General features: G+C 69.6%; 17 protein-coding genes and 1 tRNA gene. 5 read left to right on the top strand and 13 right to left on the bottom strand.

All coding sequences use genetic code 11. From position 1 onward, the window contains the following. Nucleotides 1–149 precede the first annotated feature (149 nt). Together ACOCEP_RS11770 and ACOCEP_RS11765 are read right to left on the bottom strand one after the other, a co-directional pair. Nucleotides 150–995: a S49 family peptidase gene (locus ACOCEP_RS11770; protein ID WP_482337255.1), complete on the bottom strand. Its 846-nt coding sequence runs from the start codon at nucleotides 993–995 to the stop codon at nucleotides 150–152. A 19-nt stretch (nucleotides 996–1,014) separates the two neighbouring features. After that, on the bottom strand, nucleotides 1,015–2,310 hold the full coding sequence (locus tag ACOCEP_RS11765) for a histidine kinase (protein ID WP_125679199.1): 1,296 nt from the start codon (nucleotides 2,308–2,310) through the stop codon (nucleotides 1,015–1,017). A 169-nt stretch (nucleotides 2,311–2,479) separates the two neighbouring features. Here ACOCEP_RS11765 and ACOCEP_RS11760 point away from each other — a divergent pair, with 169 nt between their 5' ends. Continuing rightward, on the top strand, nucleotides 2,480–3,595 hold the full coding sequence (locus ACOCEP_RS11760) for a serine hydrolase domain-containing protein (protein ID WP_482337254.1): 1,116 nt from the start codon (nucleotides 2,480–2,482) through the stop codon (nucleotides 3,593–3,595). Between the two features lie 77 nt (nucleotides 3,596–3,672). Here ACOCEP_RS11760 and ACOCEP_RS11755 read toward each other — a convergent pair whose 3' ends face one another. From ACOCEP_RS11755 to ACOCEP_RS11745, 3 genes are all read right to left on the bottom strand, one after another. Beyond that, entirely contained in the window at nucleotides 3,673–4,536 is an 864-nt protein-coding gene (locus tag ACOCEP_RS11755; protein WP_482337253.1) for an Fpg/Nei family DNA glycosylase, read from the bottom strand. 32 nt (nucleotides 4,537–4,568) lie between these two features. Then, nucleotides 4,569–5,009 (bottom strand): DUF983 domain-containing protein, encoded by a 441-nt coding sequence (locus ACOCEP_RS11750; RefSeq protein WP_126732525.1) that lies wholly within the window; start codon nucleotides 5,007–5,009, stop codon nucleotides 4,569–4,571. Between the two features lie 105 nt (nucleotides 5,010–5,114). Continuing rightward, nucleotides 5,115–6,656, bottom strand: a complete 1,542-nt coding sequence (locus tag ACOCEP_RS11745; RefSeq protein ID WP_482337252.1) for a sigma-70 family RNA polymerase sigma factor — start codon at nucleotides 6,654–6,656, stop codon at nucleotides 5,115–5,117. A gap of 197 nt (nucleotides 6,657–6,853) precedes the next feature. Between ACOCEP_RS11745 and ACOCEP_RS11740 the strand changes: the two genes are divergently transcribed. After that, nucleotides 6,854–6,926: transfer RNA gene (locus tag ACOCEP_RS11740), tRNA-Gly, on the top strand. A gap of 215 nt (nucleotides 6,927–7,141) precedes the next feature. Here ACOCEP_RS11740 and ACOCEP_RS11735 read toward each other — a convergent pair. From ACOCEP_RS11735 to ACOCEP_RS11715, 5 genes are all read right to left on the bottom strand, one after another. After that, nucleotides 7,142–7,435, bottom strand: a complete 294-nt coding sequence (locus tag ACOCEP_RS11735; protein ID WP_126732527.1) for a YiaA/YiaB family inner membrane protein — start codon at nucleotides 7,433–7,435, stop codon at nucleotides 7,142–7,144. Between the two features lie 66 nt (nucleotides 7,436–7,501). Then, entirely contained in the window at nucleotides 7,502–7,903 is a 402-nt protein-coding gene (locus tag ACOCEP_RS11730) for an immunity 7 family protein (protein WP_482337251.1), read from the bottom strand. A 10-nt stretch (nucleotides 7,904–7,913) separates the two neighbouring features. Continuing rightward, nucleotides 7,914–8,462 (bottom strand): DUF2716 domain-containing protein, encoded by a 549-nt coding sequence (locus ACOCEP_RS11725; protein WP_482337250.1) that lies wholly within the window; start codon nucleotides 8,460–8,462, stop codon nucleotides 7,914–7,916. Between the two features lie 187 nt (nucleotides 8,463–8,649). Further along, nucleotides 8,650–9,258 carry a hypothetical protein gene (locus ACOCEP_RS11720; protein WP_007030508.1) on the bottom strand — a complete coding sequence of 203 codons (609 nt, stop codon included), beginning with the start codon at nucleotides 9,256–9,258 and terminating at the stop codon, nucleotides 8,650–8,652. A gap of 75 nt (nucleotides 9,259–9,333) precedes the next feature. Next, nucleotides 9,334–9,840 carry a hypothetical protein gene (locus tag ACOCEP_RS11715; protein ID WP_482337249.1) on the bottom strand — a complete coding sequence of 169 codons (507 nt, stop codon included), beginning with the start codon at nucleotides 9,838–9,840 and terminating at the stop codon, nucleotides 9,334–9,336. 145 nt (nucleotides 9,841–9,985) lie between these two features. Between ACOCEP_RS11715 and ACOCEP_RS11710 the strand changes: the two genes are divergently transcribed. After that, a complete protein-coding gene (locus ACOCEP_RS11710; protein ID WP_482337248.1) occupies nucleotides 9,986–11,098 on the top strand; it encodes a hypothetical protein in 1,113 nt (370 codons plus the stop codon). Here the strand turns inward: ACOCEP_RS11710 and ACOCEP_RS11705 are convergent, their stop codons facing one another. Continuing rightward, on the bottom strand, nucleotides 11,099–14,302 hold the full coding sequence (locus ACOCEP_RS11705) for a glycosyltransferase (RefSeq protein WP_482337247.1): 3,204 nt from the start codon (nucleotides 14,300–14,302) through the stop codon (nucleotides 11,099–11,101). It lies immediately after the preceding gene. A 79-nt stretch (nucleotides 14,303–14,381) separates the two neighbouring features. On the opposite strand from ACOCEP_RS11705, the gene ACOCEP_RS11700 reads away from it, so the two are divergent. Together ACOCEP_RS11700 and ACOCEP_RS11695 are read left to right on the top strand one after the other, a co-directional pair. Then, complete coding sequence (locus tag ACOCEP_RS11700) at nucleotides 14,382–15,680, top strand: alginate O-acetyltransferase AlgX-related protein (protein WP_482337246.1); 1,299 nt, start codon at nucleotides 14,382–14,384, stop codon at nucleotides 15,678–15,680. A 163-nt stretch (nucleotides 15,681–15,843) separates the two neighbouring features. Then, nucleotides 15,844–17,058, top strand: coding sequence for a DUF1707 domain-containing protein (locus ACOCEP_RS11695; RefSeq protein ID WP_482337245.1), 1,215 nt, complete (start codon nucleotides 15,844–15,846; stop codon nucleotides 17,056–17,058). Nucleotides 17,059–17,300: 242 nt separating this feature from the next. On the opposite strand, the gene ACOCEP_RS11690 is transcribed toward ACOCEP_RS11695, so the two are convergent. Both ACOCEP_RS11690 and ACOCEP_RS11685 read right to left on the bottom strand, forming a co-directional pair. After that, nucleotides 17,301–18,011 carry a Crp/Fnr family transcriptional regulator gene (locus ACOCEP_RS11690; protein ID WP_482337244.1) on the bottom strand — a complete coding sequence of 237 codons (711 nt, stop codon included), beginning with the start codon at nucleotides 18,009–18,011 and terminating at the stop codon, nucleotides 17,301–17,303. Continuing rightward, the gene (locus ACOCEP_RS11685) at nucleotides 18,011–18,184 is read right to left on the bottom strand and encodes a hypothetical protein (protein WP_482337243.1); all 174 of its coding nucleotides are present in this window, start codon (nucleotides 18,182–18,184) and stop codon (nucleotides 18,011–18,013) included. Before ACOCEP_RS11685 ends, ACOCEP_RS11690 begins: the two co-directional genes overlap by 1 nt. Between the last annotated feature and the right edge of the window lie 347 nt (nucleotides 18,185–18,531).

Here is an 18,531-nt window from a genome sequence, read left to right as displayed (position 1 = left end):
TTCACAACAAAGCGGTATGTCCGATATGAGACCTGGTCTGAACCACTTACGCCTACCACCGTTCGGGTGAATCACCTTCGCCCCCGAACGCCATGAACGGTCCGTTCCTTGCGAAATTTGCAAGGAACGGACCGTTCATGGCACGCGGGTCAGAGGCCGAAGCGGCTCCAGGCGGCCTTGGACTGGACGGCGTCCAGCAGCGCGCTCGCCGCGGCGGGAGCGCCGATGCCGAGCCGCGCCAGCAGCGGCTTCTTCGGCTCGGCGACCGCGATCTCGGCGTCCGGGTACCGCTCGGTGATCACCTGGCGGAGGCTGCCGACGCCGTCGATCAGGCCGAGTTCGACCGCGCGGGCACCCAGCCAGACGTCGCCGGTGAACAGGTCCTCGGAGCCGGACAGCCGGTCACCCCGGCGTTCGGTGACCCAGTCGACGAACAGTTCGTGGAGCTGACCGTGCATCTTCTTCAGCCACTCGACGTCTTCCGGCTTCTCCGGGCTGAACGGGTCGAGCCGGGACTTGTTCGCCCCCGCGGTGTGCAGCCGCCGCTCGATGCCGAACCGCTCCAGCAGACCGGTGAACCCGAACCCTCCGCTGATCACGCCGATGGAGCCGACCATCGACGTCCGGTGCGCGTAGATCTCGTCGGCGGCGCAGGCCAGCCAATACCCGCCCGACGCGGCGACGTCCTCGGCGAAGGCCAGCACCGGCACGTTCTTCTCGTCGGCGAGCTGGCGGATCCGCTCGGCGACCAGGCCCGACTGCGTCGGCGCGCCGCCCGGTGAGTTGATCTGCAGCGCGACGGCCTTCAGCCGCTCGTGCCCGAACGCGCGCGTCAGCGCCGATTCGACGGCGGCGAGGTTGATCGACCCCCTGGCCAGCGGCGACGGGGTCGGCGTGATCACCCCGTGCAGCTTCACCACGGCGACGACGTCCTTGCGTTCACCCCGATCGCCGATCATCGGGAGACGGGAGGTCAGCTTGTCCGCAACGCTCATACCGCCAGGCTACCGACGTTCACGACGGCAGCACGCCGCTGCGCGAACCGCTCACCCCGCTGGACTCGTTCGGGCCGCCCTGGGGCGGGACGGTCGCGCTGTCGGCGGAGAAGTCGGGCAGATTCGGCCGCACGCCGGGCATGAACTTCGGCACCCGCAGGGTCACCTTCATCCCGGCGCCGGGCGCCGTCTCGACCATGAGCGCGTAGTCGCGGCCGAACACCTGCTGCATCCGCTGGTTGATGTTGCCGAGGCCGACGTGGGCGCCCGTGCGGTGCTGGCTGCGCAGGTCCGCGAGCTTGGCGGGCTCCATGCCGATGCCGTCGTCCTCGACGCTGATCAGCGCTTCGGCGCCGTAGTCCTCGGCGATCACCGTGACGCAACCGCCCGAGGGCTTCGACGCGAGACCGTGTTTCACGGCGTTCTCCACCAGCGGCTGGATGATCAGGAACGGCACGACCACCGAAAGCACCTCGGGCGCGATCTTCATCCGCACTTCGAGGCGTCCGCCGAACCGGGCGTTCTCGATGGTCAGGTACCGGTCGATGTTCCGCAGTTCCTCGGCGAGCGAGGTGAACATGCCCGACGTCCGGAACGAGTAGCGCGTGAAGTCCGCGAAGTCCTGGAGCAGCTCCCGCGCTTCCTCCGGGTCCGTCCGGATCAGCGACGAGATGGTGTTGAGCGCGTTGTAGACGAAGTGCGGCGAGATCTGCGCGCGCAACGCCTTGATCTCCGCCTGCTGGAGCTGGTTCTTCGATTCGTCCAGGCGTGCCAGCTCGAACTGGGTGCAGACGAACTGCGCGACCGCGTCGGCCATCTGCACCAGCCGCCCGCGCGTGCGCCCGACGACCAGCAGGGCCGCCTCGGTCTCGCCCTCGACGATCAACGGCACGATCACCGCGGTCCGCATCCGGCAGGTGCCCCGGTGGTTGCACGGCATCTTGTCGTGCGCGACGACCTCGCGGCGGTGCTTGCGGATCGCGTTGCCGATGGCGTCGACGAGATCGACGTAATGGTCGTTGGCCTCGCCGTCCCAGGACAGCAGCGTGCCTTCGCTGTCGGTGATGCCGACGGCGACGCAGTCGAGCATCTCCAGCAGCTGGCTGGTGATCTTGTCGGCGACCTGCTCGTCGAGACCCTCGCGGAGATCCGGTGTCGCCTTCGACATCCGGTGGACGGCCTGCAGCACCGCGTTCTCGACGATGCTCGCGGGACGCCTCAGCTTGATCAGCAGGACGACGACGAGGATCGCGAGCAAGAGCGCCACACCCCACGGGATGATCTGCGCGATTTCGAGCCCGGACACGGCGTCCATGCTCTGCGCTCGACCAACCGGGTGCAAGGCCTGCTCCCCACTTTCCGTTGAGTTGTGACAACTGAGGGTGGGGCCGACCCTACCCAAGACCGGGGCGTTGTCCCCATGGTCACTCCCCGTCGCACGGGAAAGACTGTGCGCAGGCAATCGCTTCCGGGGGAGGAACACAATGCGCGTATCGGGGAAGCTGGCGGCGGGGGTGCTGGCGGGGGTCCTGCTGGGGAGCGGGACGGCGGCCGCGAGCGGCGACCCGGTGCGCGCGGCTGTCGGCGATCTGGTCGGCGAAGGGGGATTTCCGGGAGCGGTCGCCCAGGTCCGGACCGGTGAGGCGGTCTCGCGCTTCGGCGCCGGATACGCGAACCAGGCCACGCGCGAAGCCGCGGGGCCGCAGCACCGGTTCCGGATCGCCAGCAACACCAAGGCGTTCGTCGCCACGGTCGTGCTGCAGCTGGCCGGTGAAGGGAAGCTGTCGCTCGACGATCCGATCGAGCGGCGGCTGCCCGGTGTCGTACGCGGGCCGGGCTACGAGCCCGGGAAGATCACGCTGCGCATGCTGCTGAACCACACTTCCGGCGTGCACGACCCGCTGGACAAGCACTTCTTCGACCCGTACCTCGTCCAGGGGAACCGGGCGCACGTCATCACACCGTCGGAGGTGATCCGGCGGTCGCTGGCCGACCGGCCCTCGTTCGCGCCGGGCGCCGGCGTGAAGTACTCGAACACCGGATATCTGTTGCTGGGCAAGGTGATCGAGAAGGTCACCCGTGACGACGTCCGCGAGGAGATCCAGCGGCGGATCCTCGGCCCGCTCGGCCTGGGCCGGACGTACCTCCCGCTGTGGTCGCCGTTCCTGCGCGGTCCGCATCTGCACGGATACGACATGCACGGTGCGGACATGACGGTGTTCAGCCCGTCGTACGACTGGACCGCGGGCGCGATGGTGTCGACCGTCGACGACCTCGCGACGTTCCACCGCGCGTTGGTGGCAGGCCGGCTTCTGGCACCCGCGCAGCAGGCCGAGCTCAAGCGGCTCGTGCCGTACAGCGAGCTGGGTGCGTACGGCGCGGGCGTCGAGACCCTGAACCTGCCTTGCCCCGGTGGCACGAAGACGGTCTGGGGCAACACCGGTGCGGGGCCCGGGTTCTACAGCGTCTCGATGAGCACCGAAGACGGCTCGAAGCAGATCGTGCTGGCCCTGAACGTGTACGACCTCGCCGCGGACGTGCACGGCGGGCAGCGGGTACCGAAGCCGCCGATGCCCGCGGTGATGACCGCCCTCTGCTGACCGCGTTTCGTCCTCTAGTTGCGGTAGTTGCGCGCGCAACTACCGCAACTAGAGGACGAAACGCGGGGAGGGACGGGTCACTTGAGCAGGCGCGACATCCGCCGGTCCGCCAAGGGCTTCCCACCGGTCTGGCAGGTCGGGCAGTACTGGAAGGACTTGTCCGCGAACGAGATCTCGCGGATCGTGTCACCGCAGACCGGGCACGGCAGCCCGGTGCGCGCGTGCACCCGCAACCCGGACCGCTTCTCACCCTTGAGCCGGGCCGCCGACTGGCCGACCGACCGCGTCACCGCGCTGGTCAGCACCGCGCTGATGGCCTCGTAAAGCCCGTCGAGCGCCCCTTCGGACAGCTTTCCGGTCGTGGCGTAAGGAGAAAGCTTCGCCATGTGCATGATCTCGTCGGAGTACGCGTTGCCGATCCCGGCGATCAGCGACTGATCGGTGAGCGCCGTCTTCAACCGTTCGGTGCGCCCGGCGAACAACTTCTCGAGACCCGTCCGGTCCAGCGAAAGCGCGTCCGGCCCGAGGCGCGCGATACTGGCGACCTCCTGCTCCGGATCACGCACGATCCAGACCGCCAGCCCCTTCTTCGTCCCGGCCTCCGTGAGATCGAAGCCCGGCCCGGCGGCCGCGTCGAGGTGGACGCGCAGCGAGATCGGCCCCTTGCCCGGTTTGAGCGGCGCCGGCGCCAACGCGTCGGACCAGCGCAGCCAGCCCGCCCGCGCCAGGTGGACGACCAGGTGCAGCTCGCCGACGACGAGATCGAGGTGCTTGCCGAAGCGGCCGGCCCCGGTGACCTCCCGGCCGTGCAGCTCCGTCCACGGCGGTGTCGCCGTCTTCAGCACACTGAGGGACGCCACGTCGACACGGAAGACCGTCTTGCCCACCGCGTGTTCACGCAGGTGGTGAGCGAGCGCTTCGACCTCGGGTAACTCGGGCATGGCCCCAGTCTCGCGCGTTCAGGCCGCCGCGACTACTCCACCGGGTGCAACGGGCCGTCGAAATCCGGCAGCGAGTGCTTCTGGATGGTCTTGGAGATCTTCGAGACCTCGCCGCGCACGGTGAACATGCCGCGGATGGTGCCCACCCAGCGCTCCGACGGCCGATCGCCCGCCAGATCGCCCTCGGTCTCGGCGACCACGGTCCACGGGCGGCGCAGGATCCACCGCAGCGGGAAGAACAACGCGACCAGCAGGAGGGCCAGCGGAACCCACGACGGGATTCTCACGTCGGCGGGGGTCCACATGATGAGCACTATCGCGAGCAGCGCCGTCACGGCGATCATCGCGATACCCGGGCCGTAGCTGCCCGCCACATCGTGCTCGAAATCGTCCGCTGTCGCGGGAGCACGCCATTCCATCTGGGCTCGGACCACCCAGTCACGGCCGTCCTCGCCGTGCACCAGCCGGTTCATTCAGTCGCCTCCCGCGCGGCCGCTCGCTCGTCGTGAGCGAGCTCCACCGTACCGTGACGGGAGCCGGATTCGCGAGAGTTCGAAGGCGATATGCCCGCTCGGGCGTTATGGGCACGTCGGGTAGTCGACACCCGGTTCCGGATAGTGGGAAGTCGGTTCGACCGGGCTCGGCTCGTCCTTCGACGGCTCGCCGGACGGCGTCCCGGTCTCGCTCTCCGGCGTGCCGGTCTCGGGCGAAGTGGACCCTTCCGGGTCAGTCGTCGACTCCGGTGTGTTCGACGGATCCGTCTCGTCGCGGGAGGTCGTCGTGGTCGGGCTCAGCGACTCACCGGGCGGGATGTCGTCCCGTTTCGTGGTGGTCTGATTCGTTCCGGTGCCCGGCTCCGGGACCTCGTTCCGCGGCGCGGTCTCCTCCTGCGTCGGATTCCGCTCGTCCGGGGGCGGCACGACGTCATCGGCGCTGTCGGCGCCGCCGGGGTTCTTCCCCGGAGTGCCGACACCCGGCAGGCTCGGCATGTCGGAGACCCCGAGTTCCGCGCCTGTGCCCTGCCCGGTCCCGGCCGGCCGGTCGCCCTTGCCGTGCATCCGGTCCTCGGCGATCCGCTGCGGCGGGAGCTCCACCGGCGCGCCCTGGACGGGCGGCGCGATCTGCGCCGGCAGCAACGCCAGCTCCGGCTGGCCACCCCCGGACAGACCGACGGTATGCGTCACGTCGGTGCCGAACACGGCCGGACCGGCGACGATCCCGACCGCGCCCGCGGCGGCCGTCGACGCCACCGCCAGGCCCACCTTGACCTTCGAACCGAGCAGAAGTCCCTTGATCGACGCGGCGAGCCCGGACAGCGCCCCGCTCGCGTGCGCGCCGGCGGCCGCCGGCACCAGCAAGGCGACGACACCGGCGTGCGCCCGTAGCGAGGAACAGACGTCACGCAACTCGTCGTGCGTCGCCCGGCACGATTGGCACGCGATCAGGTGGGTCTTGATCCGGCGGGCCTCCGCCCCGGTGACGCTGCCCGCGGTGAACCCGCCCAGCTTCTCCACCACGGCCCGGCACGAATCCGGCCCGCGGTTCACCGACAGATGCGCCTGGAGGTACGCCGCCCGCAGCCCCTGCCGCGCACGACGGGCCAGCGCCGCCGTCGCGTTCGCGCTCAACCCGAAATGCGGCGCGACCATCGCCGGCTGTTCGCCTTCGACCTCGGTCTGCCACAACACCGAACGCCACCGCTCCGGCAGGCTCGTGAACGCCGTCGTGATCAGCGAATGTTCTGCCGTCCGGGCGTGCGTGTCCGCCCCCGCCCCGGCCCGGAAGGTCAGCTCGTCGTCGCTCACCGGCACGTCACGACGCGCGCCGTGCCACTCCCACGAGACCCGGCGAGCCACCGTCAGCAGATACGCGCGGACGTAGTCCCGCGGCCCGGCACCCCGGCGCAACGCCTGAAGCACCCGGAAGAAGGTCTCGGCGGTGATGTCCTCCGCCTCCGACCGGTCGGAGGCCAGGCTGCGGGCCAGCCGCCGCACCGCGGCGGCGTGAAGTTCGAAAAGCTCCCCGAAGGCGGCGTCCTCCCCATCACGGAGACGCTGGAGCAATGCCTGCTCGTCGGATTCCGAGACCGCCTGAAGCGGCACCGTGCCCTGCTCGGTCATCCGGCCAGGCACCTCCTCCCCGAAGGACTCACCATTCGGTCGAATGGGGACACCATACGGAGGTATGCAGCCGTCGTCACCCCTTGTACGCCAGGTGTGACCCCGAAGCACCTGGAGGGGTGGGTCGAAACCGCTACAGAGGGTCGGTGTATGGTTGTCCCACTGCTTCAAACGAGTACCGGAGCAGAGCAACACATGCGGATGTAGCGCAGCTGGTAGCGCATCACCTTGCCAAGGTGAGGGTCGCGGGTTCGAATCCCGTCATCCGCTCGCACGCGGGCACCGCGTGCGCAGGGAAAGCCTGCGCCGCAGCGTGCTCGCCATAATTCCCGGGGGCCCGAGCCCCCGGACCCCCGCGTTCCTTGTCTCTCGCGTTGGCGAGTTGGCCGTCGGGCGCGTTGATCGTATTGCTTACTAAGTGCTACAGGTTCGCTGAGCGGGTTCACACGACCGTAGTAATTCGGATTTGTGCATATGTCGCGGGCTCAGAGCGCGGTCGGCTTGAACGGATCGTGCTCGGCCAGGAGTTTGTCGACGCGGGCCTGATCGACCCGGCCGACGACCGAGTTCTCGTCCTGCCGGTCACGGATGCACTTGGCGAGGGTGAACGCCGAGGTCGTCAGGAACAGCATGCCGAGGGCGAGGAAGCCACGGACCCAGCCGTCGACCGGCAGGTACCAGATGCCGATGACGACCGCGAGCAGCGCCAGGCCGAACGAGAGGGCGGCCTGGACGAAGAACGCGACGGTGGTGGGCGGCGCTGCGGAGGTTTTCGTCATGCGTACCAAGGTCGCGCCGACCACCCCGCGATGTCTTGAGTACGGCTACTCAAGAAGGGTTGCGATTCAGATCTCGTAGCCGTCCATCACGGTCGGCGCGACCGGCGACAGGTGCTCGTCGCCGCGTTCGGTGACCAGGCCGCGGGCCATCCGGTACACCTTGAACTCGTTGTCGTGGTCGGGATCCTGGTTGTCCCAGACGTGGAGGAGACCGTAGGAACCGGGCGCGAGATCGCCGACGCGGGTGAACAGGTCCACCAGCTCGGGCGCGATCGCCGTGCCGTGCTTGTCCATGCCGCCCAGGTGCAGCACCGGCACCCCGGCGGCCCAGCGGAGGTCGAGCAGGTCGACGTCGCCGAAGTCCCGGACGGCGCGATGCACCCGCTCGACGATGCGCTCGAGCAGCGCGGCGTCGTCGTCACCGGAAGGGCTCGCTTGGATGGTCACCCACCCGTGGTATTCGAACACCTGCCTGAGTTTAGGCAGGTCCGCCCGCCAGCACGGCCGGTGCCCCGTCGCGCCGCAGCGCGTTCTTGAAAATCTGTTCGCCGTGCTTCTCGAAGGCGGGCACGAGCTTCTCGCCGTACACGCACAACGTCCGTTCCCACGGGTGCCCGAGCGTGCCGAAGCGGAAGTCGTTCGCCAGGAACATGTGATAGTCCGTGCGCGGGAACACCGGGACCGGCCACGGGTCGAGCGCGGCGTGCCGATGCGGGTAGAAGCGGTACGACTGGTGCTGCCAGTGCAGCACCCAGACCCACTCGTCCTCGGCGACGCAGTCCTTCAGAGCCGCGAGCGCGACGCGGGCGACGTCGTTCTGCTCGACGGCGTACGGGCCGAGCCGGAATTCGGGCGACGAACGGTCGAGGCCGCCGGGCGCGAGATCCCAGGCGACGGACGGCGCGGGTTCGCGGAAGCCGGGCCAGGCGTGCGCGTAAGTGCTCGGCCAGAACGCGAGCTTGTCGTAGACCCAGTACCAGGCGGGCTCATCTGCGACCCTGGAGATGGCTTCCCAAGCGTTGTTCACGAGCGACCCTCGGTGGTTCGGCCGGTTAAGACTGGGAAAGCTTCGTGTTCGGGGCCCAAGTTGTCCAGCTCGTGGGCATTCTCCGCGAAACTGTCACCTGATCAGGTGTCTTGCGCGCTCGCCGGAACCGTGAGAATGACGGTGCGTGAACGGCGAGCCCACCGAACGCGGGCTCGCCGTCGTTCGATCACGCGGCCGCCTCCCAAAGACTCATGAAGGCCGAAGCCTCGCTCCGCACCCATGGCCGCACCTTGTCGCGATCACGCGGGGAGAGCGCGAACTCCTTCGAGCGCCGGACGTCGACCACCAGCGGCCGCCCGCCCGGCCGCAGCTCGTCCATCGTCTGTTCGAGCAGCCACAGCACCATCTGCGCGGCGTCCCGGCTCAACGGCTCCTCCTTGAAGTAGAGCCAGGTCACGTACACGGGGCCGTCGCCCTTGCGCAGGCCGAGATGAGGATTGATGCCCACCTCGAGCGAGCCGAGCCGCCACCGCGACCGGCCGACCTCCGCCAGCCGCAGGTCACGCCGGCCGACGTACCGCAGCCAGCCGTTGGCGATCTCGGTGTAGTGCGGCCGGGTGCGCTCGTCCGCGTTCTCGACCAGCGCCCGCAGCACCTCTCGATCCCGGCCGGAGATCCGCCCGGCGCGGATCGCGTTCGCGGCGCGGAGGTAGAAGTTGAACCCGCCCCGGGCCGGGTCCTCGTACTGGCGGCGCCAGCGCCGGACGAACGAGGAACGCGAAGGACCCGAGCTCGTGCTGTACCCCACGAACGTGGGCAGGGTGATGTAGGCCATCCGTGTCTGCCTTTCGCCGCTGTTCCTGCTGTACAACGACCATTTTAGAACACATGTACGACAGAAAACGGGGCTTTACGGGTGACGCGGGGAAGGAGGCCAAGGCCCTTCGAGCAGCTCGGCGGACTCCTCGAGGATCGGCACTTCGCAGACGTCCCTCGGGGTGAGGTCGGTCGGGATCCAGCCGTCGAGCATCGCCGACCAGCGCGCGATCCCGCGCAACGACGGCGGCGAGCCGAGCAGCTCGCCGACCTCGCTGACCAGCGCGCCGCCGGCCGCGGGCGAGAGGCGGCCGTCGACCATCGCGGTGAGCCAGCCGTGGATCAGCAGCCAGCGGGCGGCCGTCGGATCGGCGGGCAGGTCGAGCCCGAGTTCGTCGACGACCTGGCCGAACGCCTTGTCGACGGCGGCTTCGGCGGAGGATTCGAGCCCGGCGAGCAAGGCGAGGGACGGGGTGTCGAGTCCGGCGACGATCGCGTCCAGACCGGCCTCGACCAGGTGCGAGGTGCGGACGTCACGTCCGGCGAGCCTGCCGATGGCCAGCTCGCGCAGCGCGCCGCGACACTCGTCGATTTCCGTCACCGGGCTCTTCCCACGTCCGCCACCGTACCGCTCCGCACCGTGCTGGACCTGCGCCGAACCGGACGCAAGAATGGGAAAGACCACTATCAACCACCCGTCCGGGTCATGCGACACTGGCGGCCCACACCCGGCGGCAGGGGGCTGAATGAGCTGGCAAGACGAGCTTCGGCAGCTGGATGTCGAGCTGGCCTCAGGCCGTATCGGGCACACCGAACACCGCAAGAGGCGCGACGAGCTCCTCGCGGAGGCGTCGGGCGGCGCGATGCCGTCGCCGGTCGCCTCGCCGTTGCGCCATCCGGCCGGGCCGTGGCACAGCACCAACCCGGCCGCGCGGCCGGCCGAGCTCCCCACCGTCACGCTCCCGCCGGTGCCGCCGCCCTCCGCCGAGCCGCGTGAGACCCCGAAGAGCAAGCCCTCCGTGCCGCGCCTGCCCGACCACAAGACCACCGCGCCGTCGCCCGCGGACATCAACCCGACGGTGTACCTGCGCGCCGAGCCGCCCCAGCCCCGCCGCGATCCGGGTACCCGGCAGTTGCCCCGTGAGCTGCCGCCGCTGGCCCCCGACACCGCCGGTCCCCGGCACAGCGCTCCGGCCCCGGAGGACTACGCCGTCGTCGGCAAGAGGAAACCGACCTGGCTGTTCGTCGCCGCCGGCGTGCTGATCGTGCTGGGAATGATCATCGGCGGCACCCTCTGGCTCGGCGCGTCGAACGGTCCCGATCCGCAGTCGCCGCCCGCCATCGCGCAGGCACCGGACGCCCTCGGCGGGCCGTCCACCGGCCTGCCCGCTCCGGAGCCCGCGCTCGAGGACCGCGTGCCGGCGTTGCCGGGTTCTCCGCTCCCCGAGAACTCCACGGTCTCGCTCGACAAAGGGGTCGAGCTGAAGCTCCTCCAGAAGGAGTCCGCGCAGGTCTTCGCCCAGCACGGTGTCACCAGCGTGGTCATCCGTGGATCCAGCGACGGCGACACCGGCTACCTCGCGTACGCCGTCCCCACGCGATCGGCCGAAGACGCCAAGGCCGTCGCCACCTACATGATGCAGGCTTTCCAGGCGGGCGGCTTCGCCCCGCGGGCCGGCGATCCCGAAGTCGTCAGCGGACGCGATGGGGCGCGCCGCATGGATGCCACGTGGTACACCTCGGGCACCGTCGCCGTCGGGCTGCTGGCGTCGCAGCCGTTCGGCCTGGACAAGAACCTGCTCCGCACCAGCCTCGACAAGACACGCGCCACCTTCAAGGAAGCGCTGCCACCGAGCTGATCAGCCCTGTGCGCCCAGTGCGAGGACGTCGGCGAGGGTCCGCCGGGCCAGTTCCGCACCGAACCGGCGCTCCACCACGGTCTTGCCCTCCTCGGACAGCCGAACCCACAGCTTGTCGTCCTCGAGCAGGGTGACGATCCGGTCGGCGAGTTCCTCGGCCGTCTCCCCGATCAGCACGTCCTGACCGTGGGTGAGGTGCATACCCTCGGCGGCGAGTGAGGTCGCGACGACGGGCACGCCGTAGCCCAGGCTCTCACCGAGCTTCCCCTTGACGCCCGCCCCGAACCGCAGCGGCGCGACGACCGCCCGGGCGGTCTGGTAGACCTCGTCGAGGTCCGGCACCCAGCCGCGCACGACGACGCCGTCGCGTTCGAGCTCGAGCACCGCGGCGGGCGGGTTGCTGCCGACGATCTGCGCGACCGCGTCGGGCCTGCGCTCACGCACGAGCGGCATGATCTCGGTGGCGAGCCAGTGCGCGGCATCCTGATTCGGCACGTGATCGAAACTGCCGACGAAGACGACTCCGCCGCGGCCTTCGGGGACCGACGCGGCACCGTCGGCGTAGTGCACGTTCGACAGCACCTCGACCCTGGCCGACGGGACCAGTTCCCGCAGGAGCGCACGTTCGACGTCGGACACGACGAAGGTGACGTCGGCGATCTTGGTCAGGCTCAGCTCCGACTCTCGCAGCACTTCCGCGCGCCGACGCAGGATCAGTTCTTCGCTCGTGTCGCCGAGTTGCGCGGCCAGGTCGGCCTGCCGGGTGAGCCGGACGAAGTGCAGATCGACGGTGTCGTAGGCGATGAGGCAGTTCGGCGCGTGCTGGCGGACCTGCTCGATCAGCTGCCAGGCGACGTGCGGCCGAGACAGCACGGCCAGCCGCAGGTCGGGCCCGGCGTCGCGCAGGAACTCCTGCTTCTCGTCCTGGCCGGTGATCACGGTGACACCCATGCGGTACAGCTGGTTCGCGTACGGCTCCGGCAACGCGTCGTTGAACGGCATGAAGACGACGCGATGCCCGAGCCCGACGAGCAGCTCGAGGATCCTGGCCATCCGCACCGACCCGGAATCCTTGTCCGGGGTGGGGACCTGGTGGTCGACCACGAGCACGGTGCCACCGCGATGGCCGTCCTCGGTCCGCTGCCGTCCCGCCCACACCGCGCGCGGACTCGCCGAGGGGAAGTGGTCGCGCAGCTGGACGCTCCACTTGTCCACGAACACGCTGCGATTCAGTTCCTGGTGCCGTTTGACCCCGGCGGCGAGGTCGGTCCCGTTCGAGATGCCCTCGTGGTGGACGACCACGGACGACGGCTGCACCACCGTCCGGAACCCGGCCGCCCGCACGGCGAACGCGAGGTCGGTGTCCTCGTAGTAGGCGGGTGAGAACCGCTTGTCGAATCCGCCGAGCCGTTCGAACAGCTGACGGCGGACCAGCAGCGCGGCCCCGGAGCAGTAGTCGACGTCGCGCACTGCCTGGAACCAGGGCAGGTCCGGGTTCTGCAGCCTGCCGTAGTTCCAGCCGGAGCCGTCGGCCCAGATGATCCCGCCGCATTCCTGCAGCCTGCCGTCCGGATAGACCAGCTTCGAACCGACTAGCCCGACGTCCGGCCGCGTCTCGACGACGTCGACCAGTTCGTCCAGCCAGCCGGGCCGGACCTCGGTGTCGTTGTTGAGGAACATGACGAAGTCGCCGCGCGCGTGTTCGGCGCCGAGATTGCACGCGCCGACGAAGCCGAGGTTCCGTGGCGCCCGCACCAGCCGGATCCCGGCGCACTGGGCGACCCGGTCCGGGGAGTCGTCGCGCGACGCGTCGTCGACCACGACGACCTCGAACGGGGTGACGGGCAGGTGGCGCTGGATCGAGTCGAGGCAGGCACGCGTGTAGGACCAGTTGCCGTAGACCGGGATGACGACGCTGACGATCGGCTCGTCACTGGTGGTGACCGCGACCGGGCCGGGTTCGGCCGACACGACCGGGTCCGCGCCCGTGGGACGGCCGAGCGCCGTCTCGTACAGGTCACGCAGGCGGGTGCCCCGGGGAGCGAACTTCTCGATCGCGCCGCGGTAGGTGCCGAGCACGCGCTGGACGAGCGCGGACTGCTCGGCGCGCAACTGGGAGTTCTCCGCGGCCAGGCGACCGGCCGTCTCGCTCAGCTGGACGTTGTTCCGGGCGAGCCACTGCAGCCGGTCGCCGTCGTTGGCCGCCTTCCGCTGCAGCCGTCCGAGTTCGTGCGCGGCCCGGCGATGTCCGGCGCGGGCGCTCTCGGCACGGGCGGCGGCCTGGTCGCGTTCTTCCACCGCGCGCCGTTCGGCGGCCGTGACCTCGGCGATTTCGGCGGCCTGCCGGGCGGCCTGTTCGCCCGCCCGGAGCAGCTCGTCCTCGGCACGGCCCAGTGCGACGCGCGCCCGCTCCGCCTCGGCCGCTCGCGTCTCCGCGGCGGCGTTGGCCTTGGCGACCAGCGTCAGCCGCGGGTCCACCAGCATGGAGGCGTTCGGCAGGGTGATCGGCGCCGAGGACGCGACCGCGACGAAGTACGTGTGCGGCGCACCATCGGCGACCCGCCACTCTTCGCCCTCGCCCGGCTCGAGCCGGAACAGCTCGGCCGCCGAGGTTCCGCCGTCGTGGATCAGCGAGCCGACCGCGACGTTCTGCCGCAACAGCGTGACATGGTCGAAGCTCTTCTCCATCAGCGTCCGGAACGCCGACTCGGTCAGCTCGTGGACGTGGAACGGGTTCTGGTTGCCGTGGTCGTCGGTGTAGACGGCGACGTCCGGGGTGCTGCACAGGAAGATCCCGCCCGGCGCGAGCCGCGCACGGACGAGGGCCATCATCCGGTCCTGTTCCTCGACGTGCTCGATCGCCTCGAAGCAGGTGATCAGCTCGAACGGTTCCGTACCCGCGAGCGCCTCCGGGTCGGTGATCGAACCGACCTGGAAGGTGACCTCCGGATAGCGGGCGCGAGCGTGGTCCACGGTGACCGGGTCGATCTCCAGCCCGACCACCTCGGCCGCGGACCCGGCGAGCAAAGCGCTGCCGTAGCCCTCACCGCTGGCGAGGTCGAGCACCCGTTTCCCGGCGGCGAACCGGGTGGCGAACGCGTAGCGGTGATAGTGCTCGTAGATCACCTGGATGTCGTCGGCCCACGGCACGCACCGCTCGCCGGTCCACTCGATCAACCGCTCGCCAGGAGTCCCCTTGCCCATGACGAGGAGACTATCCGCCGAGGAAGCGGGTCTTCACATTCGCCTCCGCCGTCGAGCACGCCCCGCTACGATCGCCGGTGTGTTCGTCAACCCCCCGCCGAGTTCGTCCGGGCCGGCAGAGCTGCTCCAGACGCCGGAATCGTGGTTGCCGAACGAGCACAGCCTCTACCGGCCACGGCACAGCAGACGGCAGCGGACGGCGCTGACCTGCGGGCTCGTGTTCTTCTTCGTCCCCGTGCTCCTCCTGGCCGTCGGTGTCCGGACCGAGCCGTTCGAAAACCGCCCGTTGCGCGAATTCCCCGGTTTCGGCGACGGCTGGAGCTTCTTCACCGGGCTGTCCGGCTGGGCGACCGACCACCTCCCGTTGCGCCAAGCCGCGGTGAACGCGGCGGACGGCGTCAGTACCGGCGTCTTCGGTGACCCGCCCGGCGCCGCGGCCGGCGCGCAGGACAGCACGGCGGGGATCCCGAGCCAGGGGCGCGTGCCGAAGGGACCGCAGGCCTATCCCCCGGTCATCGTCGGCAAGGACGGCTGGTTGTACTTCGGGGAGGACATGCACACCCGCTGCGAACCGGTGATGGACCTCGACCGGGTGATCACGATGTTGAACCGGTTACGTCAGGCGGTCGAGTCGTCGGGACGCCGGTTCGAGCTCGTCTTCGCGCCCGACAAGTCCACCATGAAGCCGGCGCAGCTGCCGGACCAGTACGCGGGCCACGACTGCGCGCCACCGCGGACGGCCGAGTTCTGGGGCAAGGTCCCCGCCGCGACCAGGGCGATCGACCTGCGTGGCTCGCTCGCCGACACCGAGCGGCGCCTCGGCCGGTCGGTGTACGTCCCGAACGACACCCACTGGACGTTCGAAGCCGGGCTCACCATGACCTACGCGATCGCGCAGGCGATCACGCCCGGGGTCACCGCGACCTGGCAGACGAAGGAGAGCGGTACGAGGCCGTGGCCCGCCGACCTCGAGCGGCTGCTGGGGCGGGCGGTGGACCGCAGCCTGCGGACCTACGCGCTGGCCCCGGACGGCGGTGCCGATCGGACGCGGTATCTCGCCAGCGACTTCAAGACCCCGCTGCGGATGACCCAGCCCGACGACGCTCGCGGCACCATCACGTCCAACGTGGCGGTGGTCGCCGACTCGTTCACCCAGTTCGCCAGCCCGTTCCTCGCCGCCACCTGCAGGGATCTGACGATCGTCCACACCGACACGGTGGCCGCGGGAGACGACGGGACGCTGAAGAATCTGTTCGAAGACCGCGACGTCGTCGTGTTCGAATTCGTGGAGCGCAATGTCGTCGGCGGATCGTCGGTGCTCTTCCGCGATGACGCCATCGACCGGCTCGCCAGGGTCCTCGCGCAAACCCCGAGGTGAGCCGGGCGACGGGCGGGATCGGCCGCCCGAATATTACGACTCGGTGGTAGGCCGCGACGCCCGGACGCCCCCCGTGCACAATGTGCCCGGTGCGGTCATGTAGGCCGCGACGACAAAGATCCTTCGTCGCTCGGGGACGACTGATCCAAAAGGGGGTAACGGGGTGACCTGGCAGGAAGAGCTCCGCAGGCTCGACGAGGAACTCGCGGCCGGCAGGCTCACGGCCGACGATTACCGCACTCGGCGTGACCAGGTGCTCTCGCAGGCCGTGTCCTTGGAGCACCCGCAGCCGCAGGTGCCGGGAGCGAACCCCGCCGAGACGCAGATCATCCAGCCGGTCGCGCCGCCGGGAGAGCAGCCGCGGCCCTCGGCCGACGCGACCCAGATCGTGTCGCCGTCCGACACCGGCGGTGCCGAACGCACCCAGGTCGTCCAGCCGTGGCAGCCCCAGCAGCAGCCGCCGCAGCAGCACCCCGGTTCACCCGCGGGCGGGTTCCAGCAGCCGTACCCGCAGCGCCCCGGTGAGCACTCACCGAGTGGCGGGTTCGCCCAGCCCGCGCAGCAGCAGCAACAGCAGGGCGGCTGGAACACGCCGCAGGACCAGAGCCCGCCGTGGGGCGGTTCGGAGTTCCCGCCGCTGGCCCCGTCCGGCAACGACACGAGCTGGGTGAGCCAGGGGCCGGAGTCGTTCCAGATCAAGCCGTCGTCCGGCGCCAAGCGCAAGGTCGTGATCGCCGCGATCGCCGTCGTGGTGCTGGCCGGTATCGGCGTCGGCGTCTGGGCGCTGCTCTCGAACACCGTCGGGGAAGACCCCGTCGCGCAGCAGACCTCGGGCCAGCAGCAGCCTCCGCCCGCGCCGAGCACGACGCCGCTTCCCGAGCCACCGGCGGCCAAGCCCGAGCCGTCGGGCAACGACACGGCGCTGGCCGACCTCGCCGGCTCGCCGCGCGCCGGTGGCGGCACCTTCGACATCGCGAAGCTGAAGACCGCCAAGTTCCTGCCGGACCCGATGATCGCGCAGATCGAGCGCGCGAAGATGACCGAAGCCCTGCTCAAGACCAACACCGACGGCGAGGTCACGCTCAGCCTGATCGCCCTCGACTTCCCGGACGCGCAGGGCAGTTCGAAGGTCGCCCAGGAGTACGGGAACGCGCAGCTGGAGGGCGGTCTCACCGCGCAACGCGAGCTCGCGATGCGCGGGGTACCGGTCTTCGTCGGGAAGTCCGCCGACTCGACCGTCTATCGCGCCGTGTACATCCTTTACACCCGGGTGATCGTCGTCGAGGCCTTCGGGCCCGAGGCGCAGGCCGAGCAGGCGTTCAAGTCGCTGCTCAACTCGCAGGTCCAGAAGGCTCCGCCGACCGAACGCAACAACTGACGAGGCTTCCCGGAAGCCCGGATGACGACATGATCATCCGGGCGGTTAATCCATCCGAGTGAGTTCAGGCCGTGTCGGTGAACGTCCTCCCCCACCGGCGCGCCTTCAGGGCAGAGCATCGGAGCGTTACCGGACGAGGAGGAGCCGCCATGGCCTGGGAAGTAGCCCTGGTCGCCGTGCTGGCCGTCGTGTTCGTCGTGCGGCTGGCGTTTCAGCTGAAGCGCGGTTGACCAGAAGGCCCGTCACCCCAGCGCGATCCGCGGGATCCGCAGCTGCGGCATCCGCCGCCGCGCGGCCGGGACCGGGGTGAGCGGCGGACCGTCCTCCCGCAACGGCTTCTTCACGTGGATCGTCTTGTAGCCGGTGCTCAGGTATCCCTCGTTCTTCAGTTTCGCCATCTCGGCGTTGACCGACGCGGGCGAAGCGCCGATCGCGGAGGCGATGTCCGTGTGGTTCAGTCCCACGTCGAGCACGACGCCACCCTCACCGGGAACCCCGTAGAGCGCCTGCACCCTGGTCAGGAACGCGGTCAGCCTGCTCCGCACCTTGGCCGTCGCGAAACCCAGCGCGACGTTCCGCTGCCGCAGCCGGGAGGCCAGCGCCACCGCGATCAGGGCCATCGCCTGGTCGTCACCGTCGAGAAAGCCGCGAAAGGCGTGCTGCGGAACCTCCAGCACGCGAACCGGCTTCGTGGCGACGTACGAGAGCCTGCTCGGCCGTCCGGCCAGGCAATCCTCGACGCCGAGCACGTCACCGGCGCCGTGCAGGTCCACGATCATCGGCGTCGTGTCACCCTGGGCGGCGCGTAACGCCTTCACGAAACCCGATCGCGGGATCAGCACCGGCGGGGCCGGGTCGCCCTGGCGGAGCAGCGTCGTACCCGTCGCGTGGTCCACGTGCCTGCCGAGGATCAGCAGCCGATGCCACTGCCGTTCGGTGAAATCCACGTCCATCAGCCCACCACCGCCGCGAACGCGTAGAGGATCGCCGGGAGCCCGGCCACGAGCGCCGCGACCGACCCGATGACCTTCGCGGGCTGGGCGACCCTTCCGGCGAGCAGAAGCCGGATGAGGATCGCGGCGAAAACGATGTAGGCCAGAACGACGACGCCCGCGGTGACCACCACTAGCGGATCAGATGTCTGTGTCGTCAATGGTGACTCCCAGTGAGAGAAGAAAAGTGAATCCAATTCCTGCCCGGCCGGGTGAGAATCACGTCGGGTAGGTGACATCCCCCTTGCCGTTGAGCCGAAGACTAGTGCTCAGCGCGCTTGCGAGAAAGGAACTCAGGAGCCGGGGAACCCGTCCAGGGAGCGATTTGGCGACGGAAAGTGACCGTCGGTCCGTCCGGTTTCCGAACAAAAAATCACGCACCGTATTCGGCACGGAAAGACGATTCCGCGCTTTACTTCTGCGTTCGCCGGGAAATCAGCAATAGCCGTACCGTCGTATTGTTTTCGAACCGTCCGCCGGA

This window comes from Amycolatopsis sp. CA-211722, assembly GCF_056828465.1.
This window is presented reverse-complemented; position numbering and strand designations above follow the sequence as displayed.

Coding starts and splice junctions, on each gene's coding strand:
- ACOCEP_RS11735 (WP_126732527.1), bottom strand. CDS start 7,435: ATGACGAAAACCTCCGCAGCGCCGCCCACCACCGTCGCGTTCTTCGTC.
- ACOCEP_RS11745 (WP_482337252.1), bottom strand. CDS start 6,656: ATGACCGAGCAGGGCACGGTGCCGCTTCAGGCGGTCTCGGAATCCGAC.
- ACOCEP_RS11755 (WP_482337253.1), bottom strand. CDS start 4,536: ATGCCCGAGTTACCCGAGGTCGAAGCGCTCGCTCACCACCTGCGTGAA.
- ACOCEP_RS11690 (WP_482337244.1), bottom strand. CDS start 18,011: ATGGACGTGGATTTCACCGAACGGCAGTGGCATCGGCTGCTGATCCTC.
- ACOCEP_RS11720 (WP_007030508.1), bottom strand. CDS start 9,258: ATGGCCTACATCACCCTGCCCACGTTCGTGGGGTACAGCACGAGCTCG.
- ACOCEP_RS11750 (WP_126732525.1), bottom strand. CDS start 5,009: ATGAACCGGCTGGTGCACGGCGAGGACGGCCGTGACTGGGTGGTCCGA.
- ACOCEP_RS11760 (WP_482337254.1), top strand. CDS start 2,480: ATGCGCGTATCGGGGAAGCTGGCGGCGGGGGTGCTGGCGGGGGTCCTG.
- ACOCEP_RS11765 (WP_125679199.1), bottom strand. CDS start 2,310: ATGGACGCCGTGTCCGGGCTCGAAATCGCGCAGATCATCCCGTGGGGT.
- ACOCEP_RS11770 (WP_482337255.1), bottom strand. CDS start 995: ATGAGCGTTGCGGACAAGCTGACCTCCCGTCTCCCGATGATCGGCGAT.
- ACOCEP_RS11710 (WP_482337248.1), top strand. CDS start 9,986: ATGAGCTGGCAAGACGAGCTTCGGCAGCTGGATGTCGAGCTGGCCTCA.
- ACOCEP_RS11705 (WP_482337247.1), bottom strand. CDS start 14,302: ATGGGCAAGGGGACTCCTGGCGAGCGGTTGATCGAGTGGACCGGCGAG.